20 protein-coding genes are annotated in these 22,261 nt (G+C 63.5%); 12 read left to right on the top strand and 8 right to left on the bottom strand.

Going from position 1 to position 22,261, the window contains the following annotated elements; genetic code table 11:
* Positions 1-154: 154 nt before the first annotated feature.
* Complete coding sequence (locus ACYAS9_RS06400; protein ID WP_463567485.1) at positions 155-925, bottom strand: AraC family transcriptional regulator; 771 nt, start codon at positions 923-925, stop codon at positions 155-157.
* A 222-nt stretch (positions 926-1,147) separates the two neighbouring features.
* Here ACYAS9_RS06400 and ycaC point away from each other — a divergent pair, with 222 nt between their 5' ends.
* Positions 1,148-1,777 carry an isochorismate family cysteine hydrolase YcaC gene (ycaC, locus tag ACYAS9_RS06395; protein ID WP_463567484.1) on the top strand — a complete coding sequence of 210 codons (630 nt, stop codon included), beginning with the start codon at positions 1,148-1,150 and terminating at the stop codon, positions 1,775-1,777.
* 70 nt (positions 1,778-1,847) lie between these two features.
* On the opposite strand, the gene ACYAS9_RS06390 is transcribed toward ycaC, so the two are convergent.
* The 4 genes from ACYAS9_RS06390 to ACYAS9_RS06375 all read right to left on the bottom strand — a co-directional run bounded on the left by ACYAS9_RS06390 (position 1,848) and on the right by ACYAS9_RS06375 (position 7,934).
* Positions 1,848-3,128, bottom strand: coding sequence for an OprD family porin (locus ACYAS9_RS06390; protein WP_463567483.1), 1,281 nt, complete (start codon positions 3,126-3,128; stop codon positions 1,848-1,850).
* Between the two features lie 229 nt (positions 3,129-3,357).
* Positions 3,358-3,492, bottom strand: coding sequence for a hypothetical protein (locus tag ACYAS9_RS06385; protein ID WP_463567482.1), 135 nt, complete (start codon positions 3,490-3,492; stop codon positions 3,358-3,360).
* Between the two features lie 249 nt (positions 3,493-3,741).
* The gene (gene aguA / locus ACYAS9_RS06380) at positions 3,742-4,854 is read right to left on the bottom strand and encodes an agmatine deiminase (RefSeq protein ID WP_463567481.1); all 1,113 of its coding nucleotides are present in this window, start codon (positions 4,852-4,854) and stop codon (positions 3,742-3,744) included.
* A 167-nt stretch (positions 4,855-5,021) separates the two neighbouring features.
* Complete coding sequence (locus ACYAS9_RS06375; RefSeq protein ID WP_463567480.1) at positions 5,022-7,934, bottom strand: aminotransferase; 2,913 nt, start codon at positions 7,932-7,934, stop codon at positions 5,022-5,024.
* A 255-nt stretch (positions 7,935-8,189) separates the two neighbouring features.
* On the opposite strand from ACYAS9_RS06375, the gene rfbB reads away from it, so the two are divergent.
* Genes rfbB through ACYAS9_RS06345 form a run of 6 tightly spaced genes read left to right on the top strand, consistent with a single transcriptional unit; the run spans position 8,190 to position 14,434 of the window.
* Entirely contained in the window at positions 8,190-9,272 is a 1,083-nt protein-coding gene (rfbB, locus tag ACYAS9_RS06370) for a dTDP-glucose 4,6-dehydratase (protein WP_463567479.1), read from the top strand.
* 34 nt (positions 9,273-9,306) lie between these two features.
* The gene (gene rfbC / locus ACYAS9_RS06365; RefSeq protein ID WP_463567478.1) at positions 9,307-9,855 is read left to right on the top strand and encodes a dTDP-4-dehydrorhamnose 3,5-epimerase; all 549 of its coding nucleotides are present in this window, start codon (positions 9,307-9,309) and stop codon (positions 9,853-9,855) included.
* Positions 9,852-10,727: a dTDP-4-dehydrorhamnose reductase gene (gene rfbD, locus ACYAS9_RS06360; protein WP_463567477.1), complete on the top strand. Its 876-nt coding sequence runs from the start codon at positions 9,852-9,854 to the stop codon at positions 10,725-10,727. The genes rfbC and rfbD overlap by 4 nt, the downstream gene beginning before the upstream one ends.
* A gap of 55 nt (positions 10,728-10,782) precedes the next feature.
* Positions 10,783-12,597, top strand: coding sequence for a sensor histidine kinase (locus tag ACYAS9_RS06355; RefSeq protein ID WP_463567476.1), 1,815 nt, complete (start codon positions 10,783-10,785; stop codon positions 12,595-12,597).
* The gene (locus ACYAS9_RS06350; RefSeq protein WP_463567475.1) at positions 12,594-13,979 is read left to right on the top strand and encodes a sigma-54-dependent transcriptional regulator; all 1,386 of its coding nucleotides are present in this window, start codon (positions 12,594-12,596) and stop codon (positions 13,977-13,979) included. The genes ACYAS9_RS06355 and ACYAS9_RS06350 overlap by 4 nt, the downstream gene beginning before the upstream one ends.
* A complete protein-coding gene (locus ACYAS9_RS06345; protein ID WP_463567474.1) occupies positions 13,976-14,434 on the top strand; it encodes a YiiD C-terminal domain-containing protein in 459 nt (152 codons plus the stop codon). The genes ACYAS9_RS06350 and ACYAS9_RS06345 overlap by 4 nt, the downstream gene beginning before the upstream one ends.
* Positions 14,435-14,593: 159 nt before the next feature.
* Here the strand turns inward: ACYAS9_RS06345 and cysQ are convergent, their stop codons facing one another.
* Both cysQ and nudE read right to left on the bottom strand, forming a co-directional pair.
* A complete protein-coding gene (gene cysQ / locus ACYAS9_RS06340) occupies positions 14,594-15,430 on the bottom strand; it encodes a 3'(2'),5'-bisphosphate nucleotidase CysQ (RefSeq protein ID WP_463567473.1) in 837 nt (278 codons plus the stop codon).
* A complete protein-coding gene (gene nudE / locus ACYAS9_RS06335) occupies positions 15,427-15,993 on the bottom strand; it encodes an ADP compounds hydrolase NudE (RefSeq protein ID WP_463567472.1) in 567 nt (188 codons plus the stop codon). The genes cysQ and nudE overlap by 4 nt, the downstream gene beginning before the upstream one ends.
* 91 nt (positions 15,994-16,084) lie before the next feature.
* Here nudE and yrfG point away from each other — a divergent pair, with 91 nt between their 5' ends.
* Positions 16,085-16,747 (top strand): GMP/IMP nucleotidase, encoded by a 663-nt coding sequence (yrfG, locus tag ACYAS9_RS06330; RefSeq protein ID WP_463567471.1) that lies wholly within the window; start codon positions 16,085-16,087, stop codon positions 16,745-16,747.
* A 120-nt stretch (positions 16,748-16,867) separates the two neighbouring features.
* On the opposite strand, the gene lysM is transcribed toward yrfG, so the two are convergent.
* Positions 16,868-17,317, bottom strand: a complete 450-nt coding sequence (gene lysM / locus ACYAS9_RS06325) for a peptidoglycan-binding protein LysM (RefSeq protein WP_463567470.1) — start codon at positions 17,315-17,317, stop codon at positions 16,868-16,870.
* A 130-nt stretch (positions 17,318-17,447) separates the two neighbouring features.
* On the opposite strand from lysM, the gene ACYAS9_RS06320 reads away from it, so the two are divergent.
* The 4 genes from ACYAS9_RS06320 to ACYAS9_RS06305 all read left to right on the top strand — a co-directional run bounded on the left by ACYAS9_RS06320 (position 17,448) and on the right by ACYAS9_RS06305 (position 22,252).
* Positions 17,448-18,347 carry a LysR family transcriptional regulator gene (locus tag ACYAS9_RS06320; protein WP_463567469.1) on the top strand — a complete coding sequence of 300 codons (900 nt, stop codon included), beginning with the start codon at positions 17,448-17,450 and terminating at the stop codon, positions 18,345-18,347.
* Between the two features lie 56 nt (positions 18,348-18,403).
* Entirely contained in the window at positions 18,404-19,243 is an 840-nt protein-coding gene (gene fdhD, locus ACYAS9_RS06315) for a formate dehydrogenase accessory sulfurtransferase FdhD (RefSeq protein ID WP_463567468.1), read from the top strand.
* Positions 19,240-21,573, top strand: a complete 2,334-nt coding sequence (locus ACYAS9_RS06310) for an FdhF/YdeP family oxidoreductase (protein ID WP_463567467.1) — start codon at positions 19,240-19,242, stop codon at positions 21,571-21,573. The genes fdhD and ACYAS9_RS06310 overlap by 4 nt, the downstream gene beginning before the upstream one ends.
* 205 nt (positions 21,574-21,778) lie before the next feature.
* On the top strand, positions 21,779-22,252 hold the full coding sequence (locus tag ACYAS9_RS06305) for a glycine zipper domain-containing protein (RefSeq protein WP_463567466.1): 474 nt from the start codon (positions 21,779-21,781) through the stop codon (positions 22,250-22,252).
* Positions 22,253-22,261 lie beyond the last annotated feature (9 nt).

Raw genomic sequence — 22,261 nt, 5'->3', positions numbered from 1 at the left:
CCGGTACTCCATAGTGCTGCCATCAAACGTGCATCCGGGCTCTTGAGCCTGAAGCCGTGAAGCAACGAAGGTCGAAAAGGTACAGCGCACAGATAGCAGGACCTAGCGAAAGCTCACTACTGCATGTGAGCATTGATCAGCGTATGTAACAGGCTCAAACACCCACGCCGTACTGCGACGGCGCCACGCCCAGCTCGCGGCGAAACATGTCGCTGAAGCTGCTCGGTGAGTAGCCCAGCGTGCGGGCGATCGCGCTCACCGGCTGGCCCTGGATCAGCCGGGCCACGGCGGTGGCCAGTTGCACTTGCCGGCGCCATTCGGCGAAGCCCATGCCCAGGCGGGTCTGGAACAGACGGGCCAGGGTGCGCACGCTGGCGCCGGCGGTTTCGGCGTGTTGTTCGAAGGCAATCGCCAGCGACGGTTCGTCGATCACCGCCTGGCACAGGTTCATCAGGCGTCGATCGGCGCCGTCGGGCATGGGGATGCGGATCAACGAGCGGCGCGCGCGTTGCAGTTCCAGCAGCGCCAGGTTGACCAGTGCTTCGTAGTAGTCCACCTCGCCTTCACGGCCCTGTTCGACCAGATTGATGATCAGCTCACGCAGCAGGCCGCCGACTTCGAGCACTTGCACGCTGTTTTCCAGGATGCTGGCGATGGCCGGGCGCAGGTAGATGTTGCGCATTTCCAGATCCGACACCACGCGAATGCCGTGGTCGACGCCAGGCGGCAGCCACACCGCGCGCTGCGGTGGCACCACCAGCGCTTCGCCGGGCGTTTCGACCCACATCACCCCGGATACGGCATACAGCACCTGGCCCCAGACATGCTGGTGCGGCTCGATATACAGCCCGCGCGGGTAGGTACGCGCCAACGGCTGCACGGGGACGTCGGTGTCGGTGAGGTCAGGCGGAGCGGCCAGGGCCATAAAGGGTCATCGCAGCCAATAGGAAGGTGGCACCCATGGTAGCGAAGACCTCACGGCGCAATACATCGCTTTAAAAGATCACGGAAAATTGTCCACCATAAGTAGACAGTGAAACCTGTTTCAGCCGATTTATCCGTTCATGGCGAATCATTAATCTGTACCCATGTTGAGCGACACCCCTGATTAACGAACTTCAAATCTCTCAGATAAAGGATCTACGCCATGACCGCACCGACTTACAGCCGCCTGAACAAAGACGACGCCATCGTTCTGCTGGTCGACCACCAAACCGGCCTGATCTCGCTGGTGCAGGACTTCTCGCCCAACGAGTTCAAGAACAATGTGCTGGCGCTGGCCGATCTGGCCAAATTCTTCGAGCTGCCGACGATTCTCACCACCAGCTTCGAACAAGGCCCGAATGGCCCGCTGGTGCCGGAGCTGAAAGAAATGTTCCCGGACGCGCCGTACATCGCTCGTCCTGGCCAGATCAATGCGTGGGACAACGAGGATTTCGTCAAGGCGATTAAGGCTACAGGTCGCAAGCAGATCATCATTGCCGGCGTGGTCACCGATGTCTGCGTGGCGTTCCCGACCTTGTCGGCGCTGGCAGAAGGGTTTGAAGTGTTCGTGGTGACCGATGCCTCGGGCACCTTCAACACCACTGTGCAGCAGGCGGCGTGGAACCGTATGAGCCAGGCCGGTGCGCAGTTGATGAACTGGTTCTCGGTGGCCTGTGAGCTGCACCGCGACTGGCGCAACGATATCGAAGGCCTGGGTAACCTGTTGTCGCAGCGTATCCCCAACTACCGCAACCTGATGAATGGCTATGCCGCGCTGACCGCGCATCAATAAACCGCAACCGCCATAAAAGCCAAGGCCCGCATTATGCGGGCCTTGGTTGTATCAAATCGAAGCTACATGATCAGAAAACGTTGATCGGGTAGTCGACGAAGATACGGGTTTCGTTGCCTTCGCTGTTGTAAGCGCTGGCGTTGTCCGACACACGCAGGAACGAGTTGCGCAGGCGCAGCGACAGGTCTTTGGCCGGGCCGCTTTGTACGACGTAGGACAGCTGGCTGAAGATTTCACGCTCGGTGCCATTGCCGCGGTTGGTGCCGTCGTCAATGTTGGTACCGCGCACGTAAGCGGCCTTGTAGCTCAGGCCAGGCAGCACCAGACCGCCCAGGTCGACGCCGTAGCCCACTTGCCACGAGCGCTCGTCCTTGGCGTTGAAGTCCGACCAGAAGGAGTTGGCCAGGTAGATGGAGTTGCCGCCATCGCCGAATGCGCCGGCATTCTGGTAGAAGCCGTAGTTGTAGCCGGTGTCGCCGGTGCTACGCTGGTGCGCCAGGGTGAAGCTGTGGATGCCCACGGCCCAGGTGGCGGCCAGGCTCCAGATCTTGTTGTCACGCTCGCCGGCAGCAGCGTCGGCCGAGAAGTCGCGATCCAGCTTGGTCTTGTAGCCGTTGAAATCGAACGTCAGCGACTGCTCGGAAGGCAGGGCGAGGATGTAGTTCAGGTTGACGTACTGCTTCTTGAACACGTCTTCGTTGTCGGAGGCGTAGGCCGAAGCGCTGAATGCTTCGTTGAACTTGTAGCTGGCGCCGTAGACGTTGATGCTTTTCAGGCCGCCGCTGTCGTGGCCTGTGGCGCTCTTGCGCACTTCGCTGGTGAAGCGACCGGCAACCACTTCAAGGTTTTCGATTTCCTTGGAGCTGATGTACGTGCCGGTGAAGCTTTCTGGCAGCAGACGGCCGTTGTCGTAGCTCAGCACCGGCAGTTGCGGCATCTGGTCGCCGTACTTGATCACGGTGTTGGAGATACGCGCCTTGACTGCACCGCCTACGCGGGACAGGTCGTCGGCCGCTTCGCCGCTGTCGCCTTGCTTGAAGAAGTCGATACCGCCGGCACCGCTTTTGCCACGGCCGCCGTCCAGACGCACGCCGTACAGCGCAAAGGCGTCAACGCCGACACCGACGGTGCCCTGGGTGAAGCCGGAAGTGAAGGTACCGGAGAACGCCTGGCCCCATTCGGCCTTGTCCTGGTTACCGTTCTTGTAGTCGCGGCTGATGTAAGCGTTGCGCGCATTCAGGGTCAGATGGCTGTCTTCGACGAAGCCCTGGGATTCTGCCTGGCTTTGCGCCATGGCTTGAGTGGCGCTGAGCACGCCCAGCGCGAGGACGCCCATACGTTTGTTAAGCATTGTTGTATTCCCTTTGACGAATGATTAACGCACTGGGACCCGCAGCTCTAAGGGTCGCCCAAAGACCTTTATGCGAGGCATAAAGGCCGAACGAAATCATCGCAGTGGTCTACTGATGCACGTACGCGGCGCGTGGCCACAGGCGTTGGGGGCGAATCCTAGTCGCGCCCTTGAGGGGTGTCAAACTGCCAGAAGCTTATTCCAGAGCCTTTTCTTTTTGGCATAAGGCTCAGTTTTCGATAATCGTGACCAGTGCCTGAAGTTCTGCCTCGCTGAAAAGCCCGTTCGGGTAACGCTGGATCAGCATCGCCCGGGTGTCGGGGCGGGGCCTGGGCAGGCGCGTCCTGCTTAGCCAGTCAGCCATGATTTTACGAGCCTCGCTACTGACGGACAGACCCCGGGGAGCGTTCGGGATAATACCTGCGTTCATAGTGGGACAACCTCTTTGTCATGAGGGGGCCAACTGTACGCGTACCGTGTGACAGGCAGGCGAAACATCGGCGGCTTACCCAAAGATGGATATCCCGGTTAAATGCTACAAAGCGTTACCCGAAAAAAAGCCCATCGATAGATGGGCTTTTGCCAGCAAGAACAGGACCAACCTCGATGACACTCAGTCGGCAATGATCCGCGAGGCCGGCTGCTGTTGGGTCAGGCAGTGAATATTGCCCCCGCCAAGCAGCAATTCACGGCCAGGCACCATGACCACCAGGTGTTCCGGGAATACCCGTTGCAGGATTTGCCGTGCCGTTTCGTCCAGCGGGTCGTCGAAGGACGGCGCGATGATGCCGCCGTTGACGATCAGAAAGTTCACATAAGACCCGGCCAGGCGCACAGAAGGGTCGCGTTCCTGGCTGCCATGCACCTTATCGACGCCTGCGCACTCCTCGGTGGTTGCGTAAAGCGGTCCGGGAATCGGCATCTTGTGCACGATGAACGCACGGCCCTGGGCATCGGTCGTGCTTTCCAGCACCTGCAGGGCCGCCTGGCAGCGCGGGTAATTGGGGTCTTGCGGGTCATCGGTCCAGGCAAGCATGACTTCGCCGGGGCGCACGTAGCAGCAGAAGTTATCCACATGACCGTCGGTTTCGTCGTTGTACAGCCCATCAGGCAGCCAGATGACTTTATCCACAGCCAGGTTATCGCTGAGCACCGCTTCAATCTGCTCGCGGTTCAGGTGCGGGTTGCGGTTGCGATTGAGCAGGCATTCTTCGGTGGTGATCAGGGTGCCTTCGCCGTCGACATGGATCGAGCCGCCCTCGAGCACAAAGCCCGGCGTGGCGTAGCGCGCGCTGCGCTCGATGCCGAGAATCTTGCCGGCCACCTGGGTGTCGCGGTTCCATGGCCAGTACAGGCCGCCATCGAAGCCGCCCCAGGCATTGAAATCCCAGTCGACGCCGCGCACCTGGCCATGATCGTCGATGACGAAGGTCGGGCCGGTGTCGCGCACCCAGGCGTCGTCGTTACTGATCTCCACAACCCGGATATTTGGCGCATCCAGGCAGGCCAGTGCATTGTCGTACTGCGCAGCGGACACCCCGACCGTCACCGGCTCGAAGCGGGCGATGGCCTTGGCCAGCTCGGCGTGCGCCGCCTGCACCGGCTTGGCGCCCAGCCGCCAGTTGTCCGGGCGCTCGGGCCAGAGCATCCAGACCTGGGTTTGCGGCGCCCATTCGGCCGGCATATGAAAGCCGTCGCTGCGGGGTGTGCTGGTGAGGGTCGTCATGGCTGTCAGGACTCCGTACGCGGTCGAGAAAGGTGAATCACCATAGCAAAATGGCCATGACGATTTGAACGGTCTTTTATAGGCGATAAAAATCGGCATTTAAAGCAAAAAATAATTACAGCCTGATATTTTTTGCATAAAACACAGATATTAATCGGTAATAATCGTTAATCCAGCTCTTGCAGTACCTTCGACACGCTGTCGACGAAGAAGTCCACGCTCTGCACCGTGGTGCACATCGGCGGCTTGATCTTGAGGATGTTCAGGTAGTCGCCGGTCGGTTGCATGAAGATGCCCAGTTCACGCAGGCGCTCGCACAGGTAGGCGGTTTCTTCAGTGGCCGGCTCCAGGGTCTGGCGGTCGCGCACCAGTTCCACGCCCAGATAAAAGCCCATGCCGTGCACCGCGCCTACCAGCGGATGTTTATCGGCCAGGCCTTCGAGGCGTGCCTTGAAGTGGCCGCCGACGGTACGCGCGTTGTCCCACAGGCGCTCCTGCTCCATGACATCGAGCACCGCCAGGCCGATGCGGCAACTGACCGGGCTGCCGCCGGAGGACGAAAAGAAATAGCCCTCGGCTTCCAGCGCCTCGGCGATGTCGCGACGGGTGATCGCCGCGCCCAGCGGATGACCGTTGCCCATGCCCTTGGCCAGCGTGATGATGTCCGGCACCACGCCCTGCTCTTCAAAGCCCCAGAAATACTCGCCCAGCCGGCCATAACCGACCTGCACTTCATCGGCAATGCACACCCCGCCGCGCGCACGGACCTTGGCGTAGACCTGTTGCAGATAACCCGGCGGCAGGGAAATACCGCCGGCATTGCCGTACACCGGCTCGCAGATGAAACCGGCCACCTGCCGACCCTGTGCGTCCAGCGCGGCCAGCGTTTCGTCGACATGGCGCACATAGTCGCCAGTGCTGTCCGCGCCACGGAACGGGCCGCGATACGTGTTGGGCGCCGTCACCGGATGCACCCAGTCGGGTCGGGTGGTCAGCGCCTGCGGGTTGTCGGCGATGGAGGTCGAGATCGCATCGGTGGCCACCGACCAGCCGTGGTAGGCCTCCAGCACGCTGAGCATGTCGTGCCCGCCGCTATAAGCCCAGGCCAGACGGATCGCCAGGTCGTTGGCCTCAGTGCCGCTGTTGACCAGAAATACCCGGTCCATGCCGGCCGGTGCCAGCGCCAGCAGGCGCTCGGAAAACTCGGCAATCGCCGCGTAGTGAAAACGCGAGTTGGTGTTCAGCCGCGACCACTGGCGTGCCGCTTCCCGGGCCATGCGCGGATGACCATGCCCGAGTACCGCGACGTTGTTGAGCATGTCCAGGTACGAGCGGCCCTGCATGTCGATCAAATGATTACGCCAGCCGCGCTCGATCTGCGGGGGTGCCTGGTAATAGTGCTTTTGCGAACGGGCAAAACTCGCGTCGCGCCGGGCCAGCAGCGCAGCAGGGTCCTGCAACGCCGGGGCATCGCAATCAAAGCCCAGCAAAGCCGCCGGTGACGGCGCGATGTGACGCCAGGCCGGCGCCCAGGACGGCGTGGTGAACAACGGCGGCGTCAGCCCGGGCTCGCTGCACAATTGCAGCAATACCACGCCATCGGTGACGCCCAGTATCTGGCCGGCCGCCAGCGGGCAGCCTGACGGCACGTCACACGCCACGCCCCACAGCCGCAGGCTGAAGGTCTCGCCGACCAGCAACAGCGCCGCATCGGCGGTCTGGCGCAGGGTCGCGGTAAACGGCACATGCACCACGGTGTCCGGGGGCAGGTGCAGCTCGACGTGCAAGGCACAGGTGTCGGGCTCGCGGCTGCAGTCGGGCAAGGTCCGCGACAGGCGGTATTCGCCATAGCGGCTGGCGGCCAGTCCGGTTTGCCGGGCGGTCTGCGCCAGCAGGCGCTCGTCGATGCCGTCCTGTTCCCAGTTACCGGCCTCGAAATGCTCGCTGAGCACACCAAGGTCGACCGTGCAGAAGCCGCGCCCGGCCAGGTCCGGCAGCAGCGGGCGCCAGGCCGGCTGGACCGCAGGCTCGGCATCCAGGCCAACCGCGTGCAGGATCGCCGCTTCCATCAGCGCCATCGGCACCGAGGTGGCGACATCGAAGATCAGCCACTCGCTGTCCAGGTTCGCCCGAATGTAGGCATTGCCCGGCTCGACGCTGACCTGCTGCTCGCTGCTGAGCACCAGCACCGTGGCGCGGGCGACGACCAGCGGCCACAGCGCCTTGAGCTCTTCAAGGCGCAGCGGGTTAAGTGCGTGATAGGCGCTGATCGCCGGCAAGATGTACAGCGGATCGCCGCCGGCATGGTGCAGCAAGGCGGCGCAGGTCACCGAGAGATCGGCCACCCGCCAGGTGGTCAGCAGGTCGCCGAAGTCGATCAGCCCTTGCAGCTGCCATTGCCGATGCGCGTTGCGTGCCCAGACCACATTGTGCTCGGTGATGTCCAGGTGCACGGCCTGCAACGGCAGCGCGGGAATCAACGGCAGCAGGCGCTGGCGGGCCAGCTCGACGGCTTCGTGCAGGCAGGCGCGCTCATCGGTGTCATCGATCACCGGCAGCAAGTGGCGAGCCAGCGCATTGGCGTGGCGCGGGTCCCATTGCAGCACGCGCTCAAGGCCTGGATGGCTGAAGTCGTGCAGCGCCGTATCGACCCGCGCACACAGCTCGCCCAGCGCGACCACCACCTCATGCCCCAGATAACCGGCATGGCCCAGCGACTCGCCGTCGATGAATTCCAGCAGCCGGGCATGCACCGCTTGCCCGTCGAGGTTCAGCGACAGCAGGTTGTCGCCATCAAGGGCGCTGATCACCCGAGGCACGCGAATGCCCGGCTGGCCGGCCAGGTGTTGCAGCGCCGCATGCTGGGCGTCCAGTTCCAGCGGGCTGTAGTCGCCGTGGCAGATTTTCAGCACATAGCGGTGCGTGCCGGTGTCGAGCAGCAGGTTGCAGTCCTGCTGGCTGCCCAGCACCTTGAGCGTGCCGTTCAAACCGTAATGCTGCGCCAGAAGCGATCGGGCCTGATCGAGACTCACGTGCGGGCAAGGCAGGCTGGATCGGCGAATCAGGGTGGCAAGCGGCATGGAAGACCTCAGGTAATGGTTTCTGGAGCAGACCGGCATGACAATGCAATCGATCACTATAGGACGCTGCAGGCGCACGGCCCAAATCGGCGCGGTTTGACGACGGCGGATTACTGGCACTCAGAGCCTGTACCATCGAATAATTTCATCACCACCGCCCGTCGTCCTGGCTGATCCTGCTGGCACGCTGGGGATCGCGCTATGCTTTAACAACTTGACGATTCCCCCTACTCTTTACAAGGAAAAGGCTCACTCATGCGAATTCTCGTCACCGGCGGCGCAGGCTTTATCGGTTCTGCACTGGTCCGTCATCTGATCCAGAACACGGATCATGAAGTGCTGAACCTCGACAAGCTGACCTATGCGGGCAATCTCGAATCACTGACGAGCATTGCCAGCGACAGCCGTTATGAATTCGTGCAGGCCGACATCGCCGATCAGGCTGCCGTGAGCGCCGTACTGGCGCGCTTTGCGCCGCAAGCGATCATGCACCTGGCCGCTGAATCCCACGTCGACCGCTCCATCGACGGCCCGGCCGAGTTCATCCACACCAATATCGTCGGCACCTACAGCCTGCTGGAAGCCACGCGCGGCTACTGGCTGACACTGCCGCTGCCTGAGCGCGAGGCGTTTCGCTTCCACCATATTTCCACCGACGAGGTGTATGGCGACCTGCACGGCGTCGATGACCTGTTCACTGAAACCACCTCCTACGCACCCAGCTCGCCTTATTCGGCCAGCAAGGCGGCGTCCGACCATCTGGTGCGTGCCTGGCAGCGCACCTACGGGCTGCCGGTGATCGTCACCAACTGCTCGAACAACTACGGGCCGTTCCATTTTCCCGAGAAGCTGATCCCGCTGATCATTCTCAACGCCCTGGCAGGCAAGCCGCTGCCGGTCTACGGCGACGGCCTGCAAGTGCGTGACTGGCTGTATGTCGAGGACCATGCGCGGGCGCTGTTCAAGGTGGTCACCGAGGGCGCGGTGGGCGAGACCTACAACATCGGCGGCCACAACGAGCAGAAGAACATCGACGTGGTGCGCGGTATCTGTGCGCTGCTCGAAGAACTGGCGCCACAGCACCCGGCTGGTGTAGCCCGCTACAGCGACCTGATCACCCACGTGACCGATCGCCCGGGCCACGACCAGCGTTACGCCATCGATGCCGGCAAGATCGAGCGCGAGCTGGGCTGGACACCTGAAGAAACCTTCGAAAGCGGCCTGCGCAAGACCGTGCAGTGGTACCTGGACAACCTGGAGTGGTGCCGCCGGGTTCAGGATGGCAGCTATCAAGGCCAGCGCCTGGGATTCACTGAACCCAGGGATCTGATTGCCTGACTAACACCCACTGACAACCTGCAGGGAGAAGCCCGTGAATGTGATCGCCACCCAGTTGCCCGAAGTGCTCATCATCGAACCCAAGGTGTTTGGTGATGAGCGCGGCTTTTTTTACGAAAGCTTCAACGCACGAGCCTTTCGCGAAGCCACCGGCCTGAACCCGCAGTTCGTCCAGGACAACCACTCACGCTCGCAAAAGGGCGTGTTGCGCGGGCTGCATTATCAGATCGATAACCCGCAGGGCAAACTGGTGCGCGTCACGGTCGGCGAAGTCCTGGACGTGGCAGTGGACATTCGCCGCAGCTCGCAGACCTTCGGTCAATGGGTTGCGGTCAGGCTGTCGGCCGGCAACGCTCGGCAGATGTGGGTACCCGAAGGCTTTGCCCACGGCTTTGTGGTGCTCAGCGAGCACGCCGAGTTTCTCTACAAGACCACCGATTTCTACACGCCCGCCGCCGAGCGCTGCATTCGCTGGGACGACCCGGAGCTGGCCATCGACTGGCAACTCGAAGGCCTGGCACCGCAACTGTCGGCCAAGGACCAGCATGGCAAACGCCTGAACGAGGCCGATCTGTTCATATGAAAATTCTCATCACCGGCCAGCACGGCCAGGTTTCACAGCACTTGCAACACGGCCTGGCCGATCTGGGCGAGGTGCAGGTGCTGGGCCGCGAACAACTGGACCTGAGCCATTCGCACGCGATCATCCATGCGGTGCAGGCCGCGCAGCCGGACCTGATCATCAATGCCGCGGCGCACACCGCTGTCGATCAGGCCGAAAAAGAACCGGGCCTGGCCCGCGCGATCAATGCCACCGCGCCCGGCTTGCTGGCCGAGGCAGCGGCGGGGCTGGGCGTGCCGCTGATTCACTACTCCACCGACTATGTGTTCGACGGCCGCAAGCCCGCGCCCTACACCGAGCAGGATGCGCCGCACCCGCTGGGCGTCTACGGCAGCAGCAAGCTGGCCGGCGAACAGGCAATCAAGGCGGTCGGCGGGCAACACCTGATCCTGCGCACCAGTTGGGTGTATTCGCTGCATGGGCGCAACTTTCTGCTGACCATGCAGAAGCTGCTGCAAGAGCGCGAAGAACTGCGCGTGGTCGCCGACCAGATCGGCGCGCCGACCTGGGCCGGCAGCATCGCCCACAGCACCCGGCAACTGATCGAACGCTGGCGCGATGGCAACCCCGGCGCCTGGGGTGTCTATCACCTGACCAATAGCGGCGAGACGTCCTGGTACGGCTTTGCCCAGGCCATCGGCAAGCAGCTGCTGGCGATGGGCAAGCCCTGCGCCACGCTGGAGCCGATTGCGTCCAGCGCCTACCCGACGCCGGCCGCCCGGCCGCTCAATTCGCGTCTGGATTGCAGCCTGCTGGCGCACGAATGGGGCGTGACCCAGCCCGACTGGCAGCACGCATTACTGGAGTGCCTGGCTGGCCAGCGGCAGGCATAATGCGGGCCTGATGCCCGGGAGTTGATCCTGGGCAGTGACCCAGGCCTTGCGATCGATGAACCCACCTGCCGCTCCCGCGCGCCGCCCTCGCTGGCGCAGCCTTGCCCTGCTGGCGCTGTGCCTGGCGCCCTTGTTGTGGCCGCTGGAGCATCTGGCCGAGCGCTATTACCACAGCGAACTGACTAGCCAGAACCGCCAGACCCTGGACCTGTACGTTGCCAACCTGCTCGGCACCCTGCACCGCTACGAGTCCTTGCCGCCGATCCTGGGCGAGCTGCCGGCCCTGCGCACCGCGCTGGACAGCCCGGCCGACCTCGGCGCCATCGACAGTGCCAACCAGGCGTTGCGCGACATTACCCGGCAGACCGGCGCCGATGTCATCTACCTGATGAACAAGGAAGGCCGCACGCTGGCCGCGTCCAATTTCGATCAGCACGACAGCTTCATGGGGCGCAACTTCTCGTTCCGGCCGTACTTCAACGATGCCATTGCCGGCAAGCTGGGGCGCTTCTTCGGCCTGGGCACCACCTCGGTCAAGCGCGGCTACTTCTTTGCCGCGCCCGTGCGTGACGGCGATCAGGTGATCGGCGTGCTGGTGATCAAGATCGACCTGGACTACACCGAAACCCTGTGGGGCAAAACCCCGGTGCAGTTGCTGCTGACCGACCAGAACGGCGTGGTGATCCTGACCTCCAACCCGGCCTGGCGCTTTCATGCCACCCGCGAGCTGAGCGATGAAGAAAAGAAATCCATCGTCGCCATCCAGCCCTACCCGACCCGCACGCCGCGCCCGCTCAAGCTCGACGAGCGGGCCTGGCTGACCCAGACCCGCTCCATCGAAGAAACCGGCTGGACGGTCAACGCCCTGGCGCCGCGCGTACTCATCGACCGCCCGGTGCGCACCGTGGTGGCGGTCGGCGGCGCGGCGCTGCTGGTGCTCATGCTGCTGCTCAGCCTGGTGATGCAGCGCCGTCGTCATTACCTGGAGCGCATCGCTTTCGAGGGCAAGACCCGCCGTGAACTGGAGCGCCGGGTCATGGAGCGCACCAGCGACCTTGAAGGCCTCAACAGCCGCCTGCGCCAGGAAGTGCTGGAGCGCGAACAGGCGCAGCAGGAACTGGTGCGCGCCCAGGACGAACTGGTACAGGCCGGCAAGCTGTCGGCGCTGGGCACCATGTCGGCGAGCATCAGCCACGAGCTCAACCAGCCGCTGGCGGCGATTCGCACCTATGCCGAAAACGCCGAGATTCTGCTCGACCATCAGCGCACCGACGAAGCCCGCGGCAATCTCAAGCTGATCGCCGAGCTGACCGGGCGCATGGCCTCGATCATCGCCCACTTGCGCGCCTTCGCCCGCCGCGACGCGCATGCGCCGGAAAGCGTGGCCCTGCAACCGGCACTCGAAGACGCCCTGGCATTGCTGGCCAAGCGCCGCCGGGCCATGGAAGTGGAACTGATTCGCGACCTGCCAGCGGCGACCTTGTGGGTGCAGGCCGGTGAAACCCGCCTGCGTCAGGTGCTGGGCAACCTGCTGGCCAACGCGCTGGACGCGCTGACCGAAAAAGGCCCGCCGCGCAAACTGTGGATCAGTGCCGAAACCACCGGCGAAGGCGTCAACCTGTACATCCGCGACAACGGCCCGGGCTTCTCGCAAGAAGCCATGGCCCGCGCGCGTGAGCCGTTCTTCACCACCAAGACCCGCACGCAGGGCCTGGGGCTTGGGCTGGCGATCTGCGATACGCTGATGCGCGCCCTGGGCGGCGAGTTGCTGTTTGCCAACCACACCAGCGGCGGCGCGCTGATCACCCTGCGCCTGCGCGCCGGTTTGTCCGGCTCCAACCTTCAACCTCCCGAGGATCTTTCTGCATGAGTTCCGATACCGCCATCGACAGTCAGGTGCAAGTGGTACTGATCGACGACGACTCGCTGCTGCGCCAGGCCCTGAAACAGACCCTGGACCTTGCCGGCCTGAATGTGTTGAGCCTGCCGCAAGCGACCGGGCTTGCCAGCCGTATCGGCCGCGACTGGCCCGGCGTGGTGATCAGCGATATCCGCATGAGCGGCATGGACGGTATGGAGCTGCTGGCGCAGTTGCACGAGCAGGACCCGGAGCTGCCGGTGCTGCTGATCACCGGCCACGGCGATGTGCCGCTGGCGGTCAAGGCGATGCGCGCCGGTGCCTATGACTTTCTGGAAAAGCCGTTCCCTAGCGATGCCATGCTCGACAGCGTGCGCCGCGCCCTGGCCTTGCGCCGGCTGGTGCTCGACAACCGCAGCCTGCGCCTGGCCCTGAGCGACCGCCAGCAACTGAGCACGCGGCTGGTCGGCCAGTCGGCACCGATGCTGCGCCTGCGCGAACAGATCGGCGCGCTGGCCGGCACCCGCGCCGACGTGTTGATTCTGGGCGAGACCGGCGCGGGCAAGGAAGTGGTCGCCCGTGCCCTGCACGATTTGTCGGCGCGACGTAACGGGCCGTTCGTGGCCATCAACGCCGGCGCGCTGGCGGAATCGGTGGTCGAGAGCGAGCTGTTCGGCCATGAGCCGGGCGCCTTCACCGGCGCGCAGAAACGCCGCATCGGCAAGTTCGAATTCGCCAACGGCGGCACGCTGTTTCTCGATGAAATCGAGAGCATGAGCCTCGATGTGCAGGTCAAGCTGCTGCGTTTGCTGCAAGAGCGGGCGGTCGAGCGGATGGGCAGCAATCAGCTGATCCCGCTGGATATCCGCGTGATCGCCGCGACCAAGGAAGATTTGCGTCAAAGCGCTGATCAGGGCCGCTTCCGGGCCGACTTGTATTACCGCCTCAACGTCGCCTCGTTGCGTATTCCGCCGTTGCGCGAGCGCGGTGAAGACGCGCTGATGCTGTTCGAGCACTACAGCGATGCCGCCAGCCAGCGCCACGGCATCCCCAAGCGAGAACTGACACCCGGCCAGCGCGCCCTGCTGCTGCGGCACAACTGGCCGGGCAATGTGCGCGAGCTGCAAAACGCCGCCGAGCGCTTTGCCCTTGGCCTGGAGCTGGAACTGGAAGGCATGACCGCCACGCCTGAGCTGCTGAGCAGCGGCGGCCTGAGCGAGCAGGTCGAACACTTCGAACGTACGCTGATCGCCGCCGAACTGACCCGCCCGCACACCTCGGTGCGCAGCCTGGCCGAAGCACTGGGCCTGCCGCGCAAAACCCTGCACGACAAACTGCGTAAGCACGGCCTGAGTTTTGGCGACCACAGCACCCACCCGGACGACAGCGAATGAGCCGCCAAGCCGCCCAGGACCTGGAGCAACTGCTGCATCACGACATCCCGCTGACCCTGGACATGGGCGTGAAGGTCATCGACTGGCAGCAACACACGCTGCGCCTGCACGTGCCGCTGGCGCCCAACATCAATCACAAAAGCACCCTGTTCGGCGGCAGCCTGTACTGCGGCGCGGTGCTGGCCGGCTGGGGCTGGCTGCACCTGCGCCTGCGTGAAGCAGGCATTACCGACGGCCATATCGTGATTCAGGACGGCCAGATCAGCTACCCGCTGCCGGTACGCGGCGATGCGGTGGCGCTGTGCGAACCACCGCAAGAAGCGTCATGGCAACGGTTTGTCACCACCTACCAACGCCGCGGCCGCGCCCGGCTGGAATTGCACACGCAGATTTTCTCGCCGGACAGCACAGAAGCAGCAGTGCAGTTCGTGGGGCAATTTGTGGTGCACCGGTGATACGCCGCTTGTAGGAGCGCGCTTGCCCGCGACTGGGCGCGAAGCGGCCACAAAATTGATGAAACGCCACAAATTTACGACTGCTAACGCAGCCGGTCGCGGTGGTCCGGCATTCCGGCAAGCGCGCTCCTACGGGGGTTGTGTCAGGGCCGACGGGGATCAGGTGTTGGCCAGTTCCAGCAAGCGGGTGCGCCATGGGGCGTTGGCCGGCAGGGCCACGAAGAACGGGTTCAGCAGCGATTCACGCGGTGGGTAGCTGAACGGCTGGCCGTCGAGTTGCAACACCACGCCGCCTGCGCCTTCGAGCACGCCTTGGGCGGCGGCGGTGTCCCATTGCGAGGTCGGGGCCAGGCGCGGGTAGCAGTCGGCGCTGCCTTCGGCCAGCAGGCAGAATTTCAACGAGCTGCCGATATTGGCCAGTTTCAATTCGCCCAGGCCTTCGGCCAGCCCGCTCAGCAGGTGTTCCTGCTCAGGGCTGGTATGCCGGCGGCTGGCGACCACGGTGAAGTTCTCGGCTGGCGTTTCACGCACACTGATCGGCGCACCCGAACCATCGGCCTCACGGCGCCAGGCGCCCAGGCCCGCGCCGCCGAACCAGCAGCGGCCATTGGTGGGCATCGAGACCACGCCGAACACCACCTGGCCGCGTTCGATCAGCGCGACATTGACGGTGAATTCCTCACTGCCGGCGATAAATTCCTTGGTACCGTCCAGCGGGTCGACCAGCCACCAGCGCTCCCACGTCGCGCGCTCGGCCTGGGAAATATTGGCGTCTTCTTCAGACAACACATGAATGCTCGGGTCCAGCGCCTGCAAACCCGCCACCAGCACATGGTGGGCCGCCAGGTCGGCAGCGGTGACCGGCGAATCGTCGGCCTTGGCGGTCACCGCCACATCGTTGCGCCAGAACGGCAGAATCGCCTCGCCTGCGCGCAGGGCCAGTTCGACGACAGGCGCCAGCAGCGGATGAGGCAGGTTTTCGAGCAGGTCGGTCATGGCAAAAACGATCCACGTTGGGTCAACAGGTCACGGGCCAGGTACAGCGCGGCCAGGGCGCGGCCTTCGCTGAATTGGGGGTTTTGCGCCAGGCTGGCCAGATCGCGCAGGTTGATCTTGTCGACGCGGATCGGCTCGGGCTCGTCGCCCTCCAGACGCTCTTCATAAAGGTCGGTGGCCAGCACCACCTGGATTTTCTGGCTCATGTAGCCCGGTGACAACGACAGCTCGGTCAGGTGTTCAAGCTGACGGGCGCCGAAGCCGGCTTCTTCCTTGAGCTCGCGGTTGGCGGCGGCCAGCACGTCTTCGCCCGGCTCGACCAGGCCCTTGGGCAAGGACAGCTCGTAATCTTCGGTGCCGCCGCAATACTCTTCGATCAGGATGGCGTGGTCGGTGTCGAGCATGGCGACGATCATCACCGCGCCATACCCGGTGCCTCGTCCGACCAGCCGCTCGTAGGTGCGCTCGACGCCGTTGGCAAAGCGCAACTGCACGGCCTCGACACGGAACAGATGGCTGCTGGCAACGATTTCACGGTCAAGTACAGTGGGTTTCTGACGCATGACAAACTCCTTGGCATGAACCCGGTACTATACGTGGCTTTTTCTGCGATTTGCCGCCGATATATTCCTGTCACCTTGAAGAGAGCGCCGTATGCCCTGCCTGCCCTGGAGCGAGATCGACACCGTCCTGCTGGACATGGACGGCACGTTGCTCGACCTGCATTTCGACGAACATTTCTGGCTGCATCACTTGCCGCAGCGTTATGCCGACCTGCACGGCATCAGCCTGGCGATGGCGTGGCTGGAGATCAAACCGCTGTTCGTCGACCACGCCGGCACGCTGAACTGGTATTGCCTGGATTTCTGGAGCCGCGAACTGAAGCTGCCCATTCGCGAGCTCAAGCAGGAAGTCGCCCACCTGATCGCCCTGCGCCCCGATGCGCAGACCTTTCTGGCCGCCATCCAGCGCGCCGGCAAGCGGGTGATCATGATCACCAACGCCCACCGCGATTCGCTGTCGCTGAAGCTGGAACGCATTGAACTGGCGCCCTACTTCGAGCGCCTGATCAGCTCGCATGACTATGGCTTTCCCAAGGAAAACCAGCAGTTCTGGGACGCCCTGCACGCCGACACTGCTTTCGATCCGGCCCGCAGCCTGTTCATCGACGACACCCTGCCGATCCTGCGCAGCGCACGCACCTACGGCGTCGCGCACTTGCTGGCGGTCAGCCAACCGGACAGCAGCAAGGGCCCGAAAGACACCGAAGAGTTTGTGGCGGTGGAGGATTATCGGGAATTGATCGAGGGGTTGTAGGAGCGCGCTTGCCCGCGACTGGGCGCGAAGCGGCCACAAAATTGATGACACGCCACAAATTTACGACTGCTAACGCAGCCGGTCGCGGGCAAGCGCGCTCCTACGGGTTCGGCGTTCAGGCTATTCCGGGATGCGCAGCACCTGCCCCGGATAAATTTTATTCACGTCCTTGAGCATGGGTTTGTTGGCGTCGAAGATCTTCTGGTATTTGTTCGGGTCGCCGTAGACCCGTTTGGAAATGGCGCTCAGGGTGTCGCCGCTTTTCACCGTTTCAAAGCGCGAAGCGGTGGCCGCCGGCGCGCTGGCGGCAACGGTGATCTGATCGTCGACTTTTTCAACGCCGGCAATATTGCCCAGCGTGATCAGGATTTTTTCCTTCTCTTCCTGGCTGGCCACTTCGCCAGTCACCGTGACGGTGCTGCCCTGCACAGTGGCCTGAACATCTGGATTTCCCAACCCGACATTTGCAATGTGCTTTTTCAGGGCGTCAGTGCCGGCCTGGGCATCGCCGGGTGTCAGGGCGTCGAGAATCTTTTCTCCGGCGTCTTTCAGGAAACTGAAAATACTCATTGTTGTTCCTCCTGCGGCTCGGAAAGTCCGCACCCACAACCATAGCCCGCGACAGCCGGCGCGAGCGGCGGCCCGACAAACGTCAACCGGAGTGGGTAGAATCGCCCGACCGCCCAACCCCGGAGTGCCCATGGACATCAAGCAACTGAAATTCCTGATCGCCCTCGATGAGACCCGGCATTTCGGACAAGCGGCGGCGCGGTGCAATATCACTCAGCCCACCCTGTCGATGCGCCTGCGCAGCCTTGAGCAGGAACTGGGGCTGGAGCTGGTGACCCGCGGGCAGCGTTTCGAGGGCTTTACCGCGCCGGGCGAGCGGGTGCTGGCGTGGGCGCGCACCGTATCGGCCGCCTACGACGGCTTGCAGGCGGAAGCGGCCGCCTGCCGCGGCCATCTGGTCGGCACCTTGCGCCTGGGTGTCGTGCCGTTGTCGAGCTTCGATCCGCTGCCGCTGTTGCAGCGTCTGCATCAAGTGCATCCCAACCTGAGCTTCGAGCTGTCGTCGCTCAGCTCCGAGCAGATCCTGGAGCAACTGGCGAGTAACCGTATCGATCTGGGCGTTTCGTACTTCGAGCGCCTCGACACCAGCCGCTTCGAAGCCCTGCCGCTGGGCGAGACGCGCATGGGCCTGCTGTACGACACGCGGCACTTCCAGTTCGAGGAACCCGCGCTGAGCTGGAGCGATGTGACCGGGCTGCCGCTGGGCCTGCTGACCGGCAGCATGCATTTTCGCCAGTCCATCGATCACAACTTCCACAGCCGGGGCCTGCAACCGCAGCCGCTGTTGCAGACCGATGCGGTGCATCAGTTGATGCAGGCCGTTCAGGGCGGCCTGTGCTGCGCAATCATGCCGCTGGAAGGCGGCCTGGAAACGCTCGGCGATACGCTGCGCTTGCACCCGATAGAAGACGCCCGAACCCTCTCCCGGCTGGGGCTGATCATGCGCAGCACCGCGCCACGCTCCGCCCTGGCCGAGGTGTGTTTTGAGTTGATCGACAGCCTCTATCATCACATCGGAACTAGCGATTAGACGGATACCGGCAAGCGGCCTAGGCTTAAGGCTGTCAATCTGCCGGTATTCCAGCCATGCATGCCACGCGCACGGTCAGCACGGCGTCGGCCTTGAATGCGTCCGCGCCAGTCGCCAGTCAGTCCTACCAGTACGCCAACCTTGAGGGTTCGCAAACCGGCGAGACCGCGCTGGCCGAAGAAGTCGCGCTGGCCATCGCCTACAACGGCATCAGCCAGGCGGTGATGCTGGTCAGCCCCACGGATCTGGAAGACTTCATCGTCGGCTTCAGCCTGGGCAGCGGCATCATTGCGGCGCCCGACGAAATCTATGACTTCAGCCTCAGCGGTTGCGGCTCGTCCATGCAAGCCGAGGTCGAAATCGCCAGCCGTGCTTTCTGGGCGCTCAAGGAACACCGCCGCCAGCTGACCGGCACCACCGGCTGCGGCCTGTGCGGTGTCGAGGCGGTCGAGCAGGCGCTGCCGGAACTGGCGGTCTTGCCCGGCGCGCCCTTGCCGCCGGTCGAATGGCTCGACGGCCTGCGCCAGCGCATCAGTGCCTTTCAGCCGTTGGGCCGGCACAGCGGCGCGGTGCATGCCGCGTTGTTCATGAACAATCAGGGCGAGTTGCTGATGGGCCGCGAAGACATCGGCCGGCACAACGCCCTGGACAAACTGATCGGCGCGCTGATCCGCCAGGGCATTCCCCTGGCCGGCGGCGTGGCCGTGGTCACCAGTCGCTGCAGCCTGGAACTTATCCAGAAGGCCCTGCGCGCCGGCATCCAGACTCTGGTCAGCCTGTCGTCGCCCACCGGCCTTGCCCTGCAATGGGCGCGCAGCCATAACCTCAACCTGATCCACCTGCCGCAGCACAGTGCGCCGCGGGTTTACAGCCCTGCGATGGAGAACCGACCGTGACTCATCATCAAGCCGACAAGACCCCGACACCCCGCTACAAACCCTACAAAGGGCCGGCGGGCGGCTGGGGCGCACTGATCAGCGTGACCCAGGCGTGGCTGGGCAGCGATAACGCGCTGAAAAACCTGCGCGCCATGCTCAAGACCAACCAGAACGGCGGCTTTGATTGCCCGGGCTGTGCCTGGGGCGACTCGCCGGAAAGCGGCATGGTCAAGTTTTGCGAAAACGGCGCCAAGGCGGTCAACTGGGAAGCCACCAAGCGCCGCGTCGACAAGGCGTTCTTCCAGCGCTACAGCGTCAGCCAGTTGCTGGAGCAGAGCGATTACTGGCTCGAATACCAGGGCCGCCTGACCGAGCCGATGGTCTATGACCCGCAGACTGACCGCTACAAGCCCATTGCGTGGGACGATGCCTTCGCGTTGATCGCCAGGCACCTGAATGCCCTGCCCGACCCGAACATGGCCGAGTTCTATACCTCGGGCCGTGCCAGCAACGAAGCGGCGTACCTGTATCAACTGTTCGTGCGCGCCTACGGCACCAACAACTTCCCTGACTGTTCGAACATGTGCCACGAGGCCAGCGGTGTGGCCCTGTCGCAGAGCGTGGGCGTTGGCAAGGGCACGGTGACGTTCGATGACTTCGAGCACGCCGACGCGATTTTCGTGCTGGGCCAGAACCCCGGCACCAACCACCCGCGCATGCTCGACCCGCTGCGCGATGCGGTGAAACGCGGCGCCCAGGTGGTCTGCGTCAACCCGCTCAAGGAGCGCGGCCTGGAACGCTTCCAGCACCCGCAGCACCCGCTGGAAATGCTCACCAACAGCGACAAGCCGACCAACACGGCGTACTTCCGCCCGGCGCTGGGCGGCGACATGGCGCTGCTGCGCGGCATGGCCAAGCTGCTACTGCAATGGGAACGCGAAGCCCAGGCCAGCAATGGCGAGCCGGTGTTCGACCACGCGTTTCTCAATGAACACACCCACGGCCTGCTCGATTACCTGGCGGCGGTCGACGACACGCCATGGGACACCATTCTTGAGCAGTCTGGCCTGCCGATTGCCGATATCGAGCGCGCGGCGCGGATGTACGTCAAAGGCAAGAACGTCATCATGTGCTGGGCGATGGGCATCACCCAGCACCGCCATTCGGTGGCGACCATCCAGGAAATCGCCAGCCTGATGCTGCTGCGCGGCAATATCGGCAGGCCCGGCGCCGGCCTGTGTCCGGTGCGCGGCCACAGCAACGTGCAGGGCGACCGCACCATGGGCATCAACGAGCGCCCGCCGGTGTTCCTGCTCGATGCGCTGGAGCAGCGCTTCGGCTTCAAGGTGCCGCGCGTCAACGGCCATAACGTGGTCGAGGCGATTCATGCCATGGCCGAGAACCGCTCCAAGGTGTTTATCGCCCTGGGCGGCAACTTTGCCCAGGCCACACCCGACAGCCCGCGCACCGCTGCCGCCTTGCAGAACTGCGACCTGACCGTGCAGATCAGCACCAAGCTCAACCGCAGCCATCTGTTCCACGGCAAAGAGGCGCTGATTCTGCCGTGCTTCGGCCGGACCGACATCGACCAGCAAGCCGGCGGCCCGCAGGCGGTCACTGTCGAAGACTCGTTCAGCATGGTCCACGCCTCCAACGGCCAGTTGCAGCCGTTGTCGAAGCTGATGCGCTCGGAGCCTGCGATTCTGGCCGGCATCGCCAACGCGACGCTGGGCAAGAAGCCGGTGGACTGGCTGTGGCTGACCGAAGACTACAGCCGCATCCGCGACCTGATCGCCGACACCATTCCAGGCTTCAAGGACTTCAATGAGCGGGTCGCCAACCCCGGTGGCTTCTATCTGGGCAACTCGGCCGGCCAGCGCCGCTGGAACACCGCGACCACACGTGCCAACTTCAAGCCCAATGCGCTGCCGGGCAACCTGATCGATGAGCGCGTGCTGGCGACCGGTCAGACACCTGACCTGATCATGCAGTCGATGCGCTCACACGATCAGTACAACACCACGATCTACGGGCTGGATGACCGTTATCGCGGGGTCAAGGGCCAGCGTGACGTGGTGTTTGCCAACGAAGCCGACATTATTCGTCTGGGGTATCAGCCGGGCCAGAAAGTCGACCTGATCTCGATCTGGGGCGACGCGCACGAGCGGCGGGTCAAGGGCTTCACCTTGCTGGCGTTCGACATTCCGGCCGGGCAGGCTGCGGCCTATTATCCCGAGGTCAATCCACTGGTGCCGCTGGAAAGCGTCGGTGACGGCAGCCACACGCCGACCTCGAAATTCGTTGCCATTCGCCTGGAGCGCTCCCGCGAAACGGCACGTATTGTCTGACCCGTACGGCACCCACAAAAAAGGCCTGTTTCGTTATGAAACAGGCCTTGGTGAAGTAAAGTAGGACTGCCCAAATACAATTAAGTTCCCTATTAAAAACAGCAACTTAGCGTTTTGAGCAACAGTCGTGTTATTCGTCGGATTGGCGTTGCGTGAAGCATTTGTTAATTGCAGGATCGCGGCGTCATCAATCCGAGATTCCTTTATGAAACTCTCCTCGATTCTGTTGTTGTCTCTTTCTCTCGTAACCGGTTCTGCCATGGCTGGCGGTAACCTGGAAGCGGGCGTTGGTGGTGCATTGGGCGGGGTACTGGGTTCAGTCGTCGGTCAGCAGATCGGCGGCAGCACAGGTTCTGCCATCGGCGCAGGCCTGGGCGGCGCGGCCGGTGGTGCTGTCGGCGCCAACCGTCGTAACCGTACTGAAGCCGCCATCGGCGGTGGCCTGGGCGCTGCCGGCGGCAACGTCATCGGCCGCAGCGTAGGCGGCAATACCGGCAGCCTGATCGGCGCAGCCGCAGGCGGCGGTGCCGGTGGCGCACTGGGCAACTACATGGGTAACGAAAGCCGCGAAGACGATCGCCGCTACCGTGGTGGCAACGACCGCCGCGAATACCGTGGCCATGGCCCGCGCAAACACTACGGGCATCGCAAGAACGATCGCCACTGGCGTCATCGCTGAAACCACCAC

The organism is Pseudomonas sp. HP_08 (genome assembly GCF_055284095.1).
This window is presented reverse-complemented; position numbering and strand designations above follow the sequence as displayed.

Bases quoted from the DNA above. Each gene is read 5' to 3' on its own strand.
- ycaC (WP_463567484.1), top strand. From the start codon at position 1,148: ATGACCGCACCGACTTACAGCCGCCTGAACAAAGACGACGCCATCGTT.
- rfbD (WP_463567477.1), top strand. From the start codon at position 9,852: ATGAAAATTCTCATCACCGGCCAGCACGGCCAGGTTTCACAGCACTTG.
- aguA (WP_463567481.1), bottom strand. From the start codon at position 4,854: ATGACGACCCTCACCAGCACACCCCGCAGCGACGGCTTTCATATGCCG.
- ACYAS9_RS06305 (WP_463567466.1), top strand. From the start codon at position 21,779: ATGAAACTCTCCTCGATTCTGTTGTTGTCTCTTTCTCTCGTAACCGGT.
- lysM (WP_463567470.1), bottom strand. From the start codon at position 17,317: ATGAGTATTTTCAGTTTCCTGAAAGACGCCGGAGAAAAGATTCTCGAC.
- nudE (WP_463567472.1), bottom strand. From the start codon at position 15,993: ATGCGTCAGAAACCCACTGTACTTGACCGTGAAATCGTTGCCAGCAGC.
- ACYAS9_RS06385 (WP_463567482.1), bottom strand. From the start codon at position 3,492: ATGGCTGACTGGCTAAGCAGGACGCGCCTGCCCAGGCCCCGCCCCGAC.
- ACYAS9_RS06375 (WP_463567480.1), bottom strand. From the start codon at position 7,934: ATGCCGCTTGCCACCCTGATTCGCCGATCCAGCCTGCCTTGCCCGCAC.
- ACYAS9_RS06320 (WP_463567469.1), top strand. From the start codon at position 17,448: ATGGACATCAAGCAACTGAAATTCCTGATCGCCCTCGATGAGACCCGG.
- ACYAS9_RS06345 (WP_463567474.1), top strand. From the start codon at position 13,976: ATGAGCCGCCAAGCCGCCCAGGACCTGGAGCAACTGCTGCATCACGAC.
- yrfG (WP_463567471.1), top strand. From the start codon at position 16,085: ATGCCCTGCCTGCCCTGGAGCGAGATCGACACCGTCCTGCTGGACATG.
- ACYAS9_RS06355 (WP_463567476.1), top strand. From the start codon at position 10,783: ATGAACCCACCTGCCGCTCCCGCGCGCCGCCCTCGCTGGCGCAGCCTT.
- ACYAS9_RS06400 (WP_463567485.1), bottom strand. From the start codon at position 925: ATGGCCCTGGCCGCTCCGCCTGACCTCACCGACACCGACGTCCCCGTG.
- ACYAS9_RS06350 (WP_463567475.1), top strand. From the start codon at position 12,594: ATGAGTTCCGATACCGCCATCGACAGTCAGGTGCAAGTGGTACTGATC.
- ACYAS9_RS06390 (WP_463567483.1), bottom strand. From the start codon at position 3,128: ATGCTTAACAAACGTATGGGCGTCCTCGCGCTGGGCGTGCTCAGCGCC.
- rfbB (WP_463567479.1), top strand. From the start codon at position 8,190: ATGCGAATTCTCGTCACCGGCGGCGCAGGCTTTATCGGTTCTGCACTG.
- cysQ (WP_463567473.1), bottom strand. From the start codon at position 15,430: ATGACCGACCTGCTCGAAAACCTGCCTCATCCGCTGCTGGCGCCTGTC.
- fdhD (WP_463567468.1), top strand. From the start codon at position 18,404: ATGCATGCCACGCGCACGGTCAGCACGGCGTCGGCCTTGAATGCGTCC.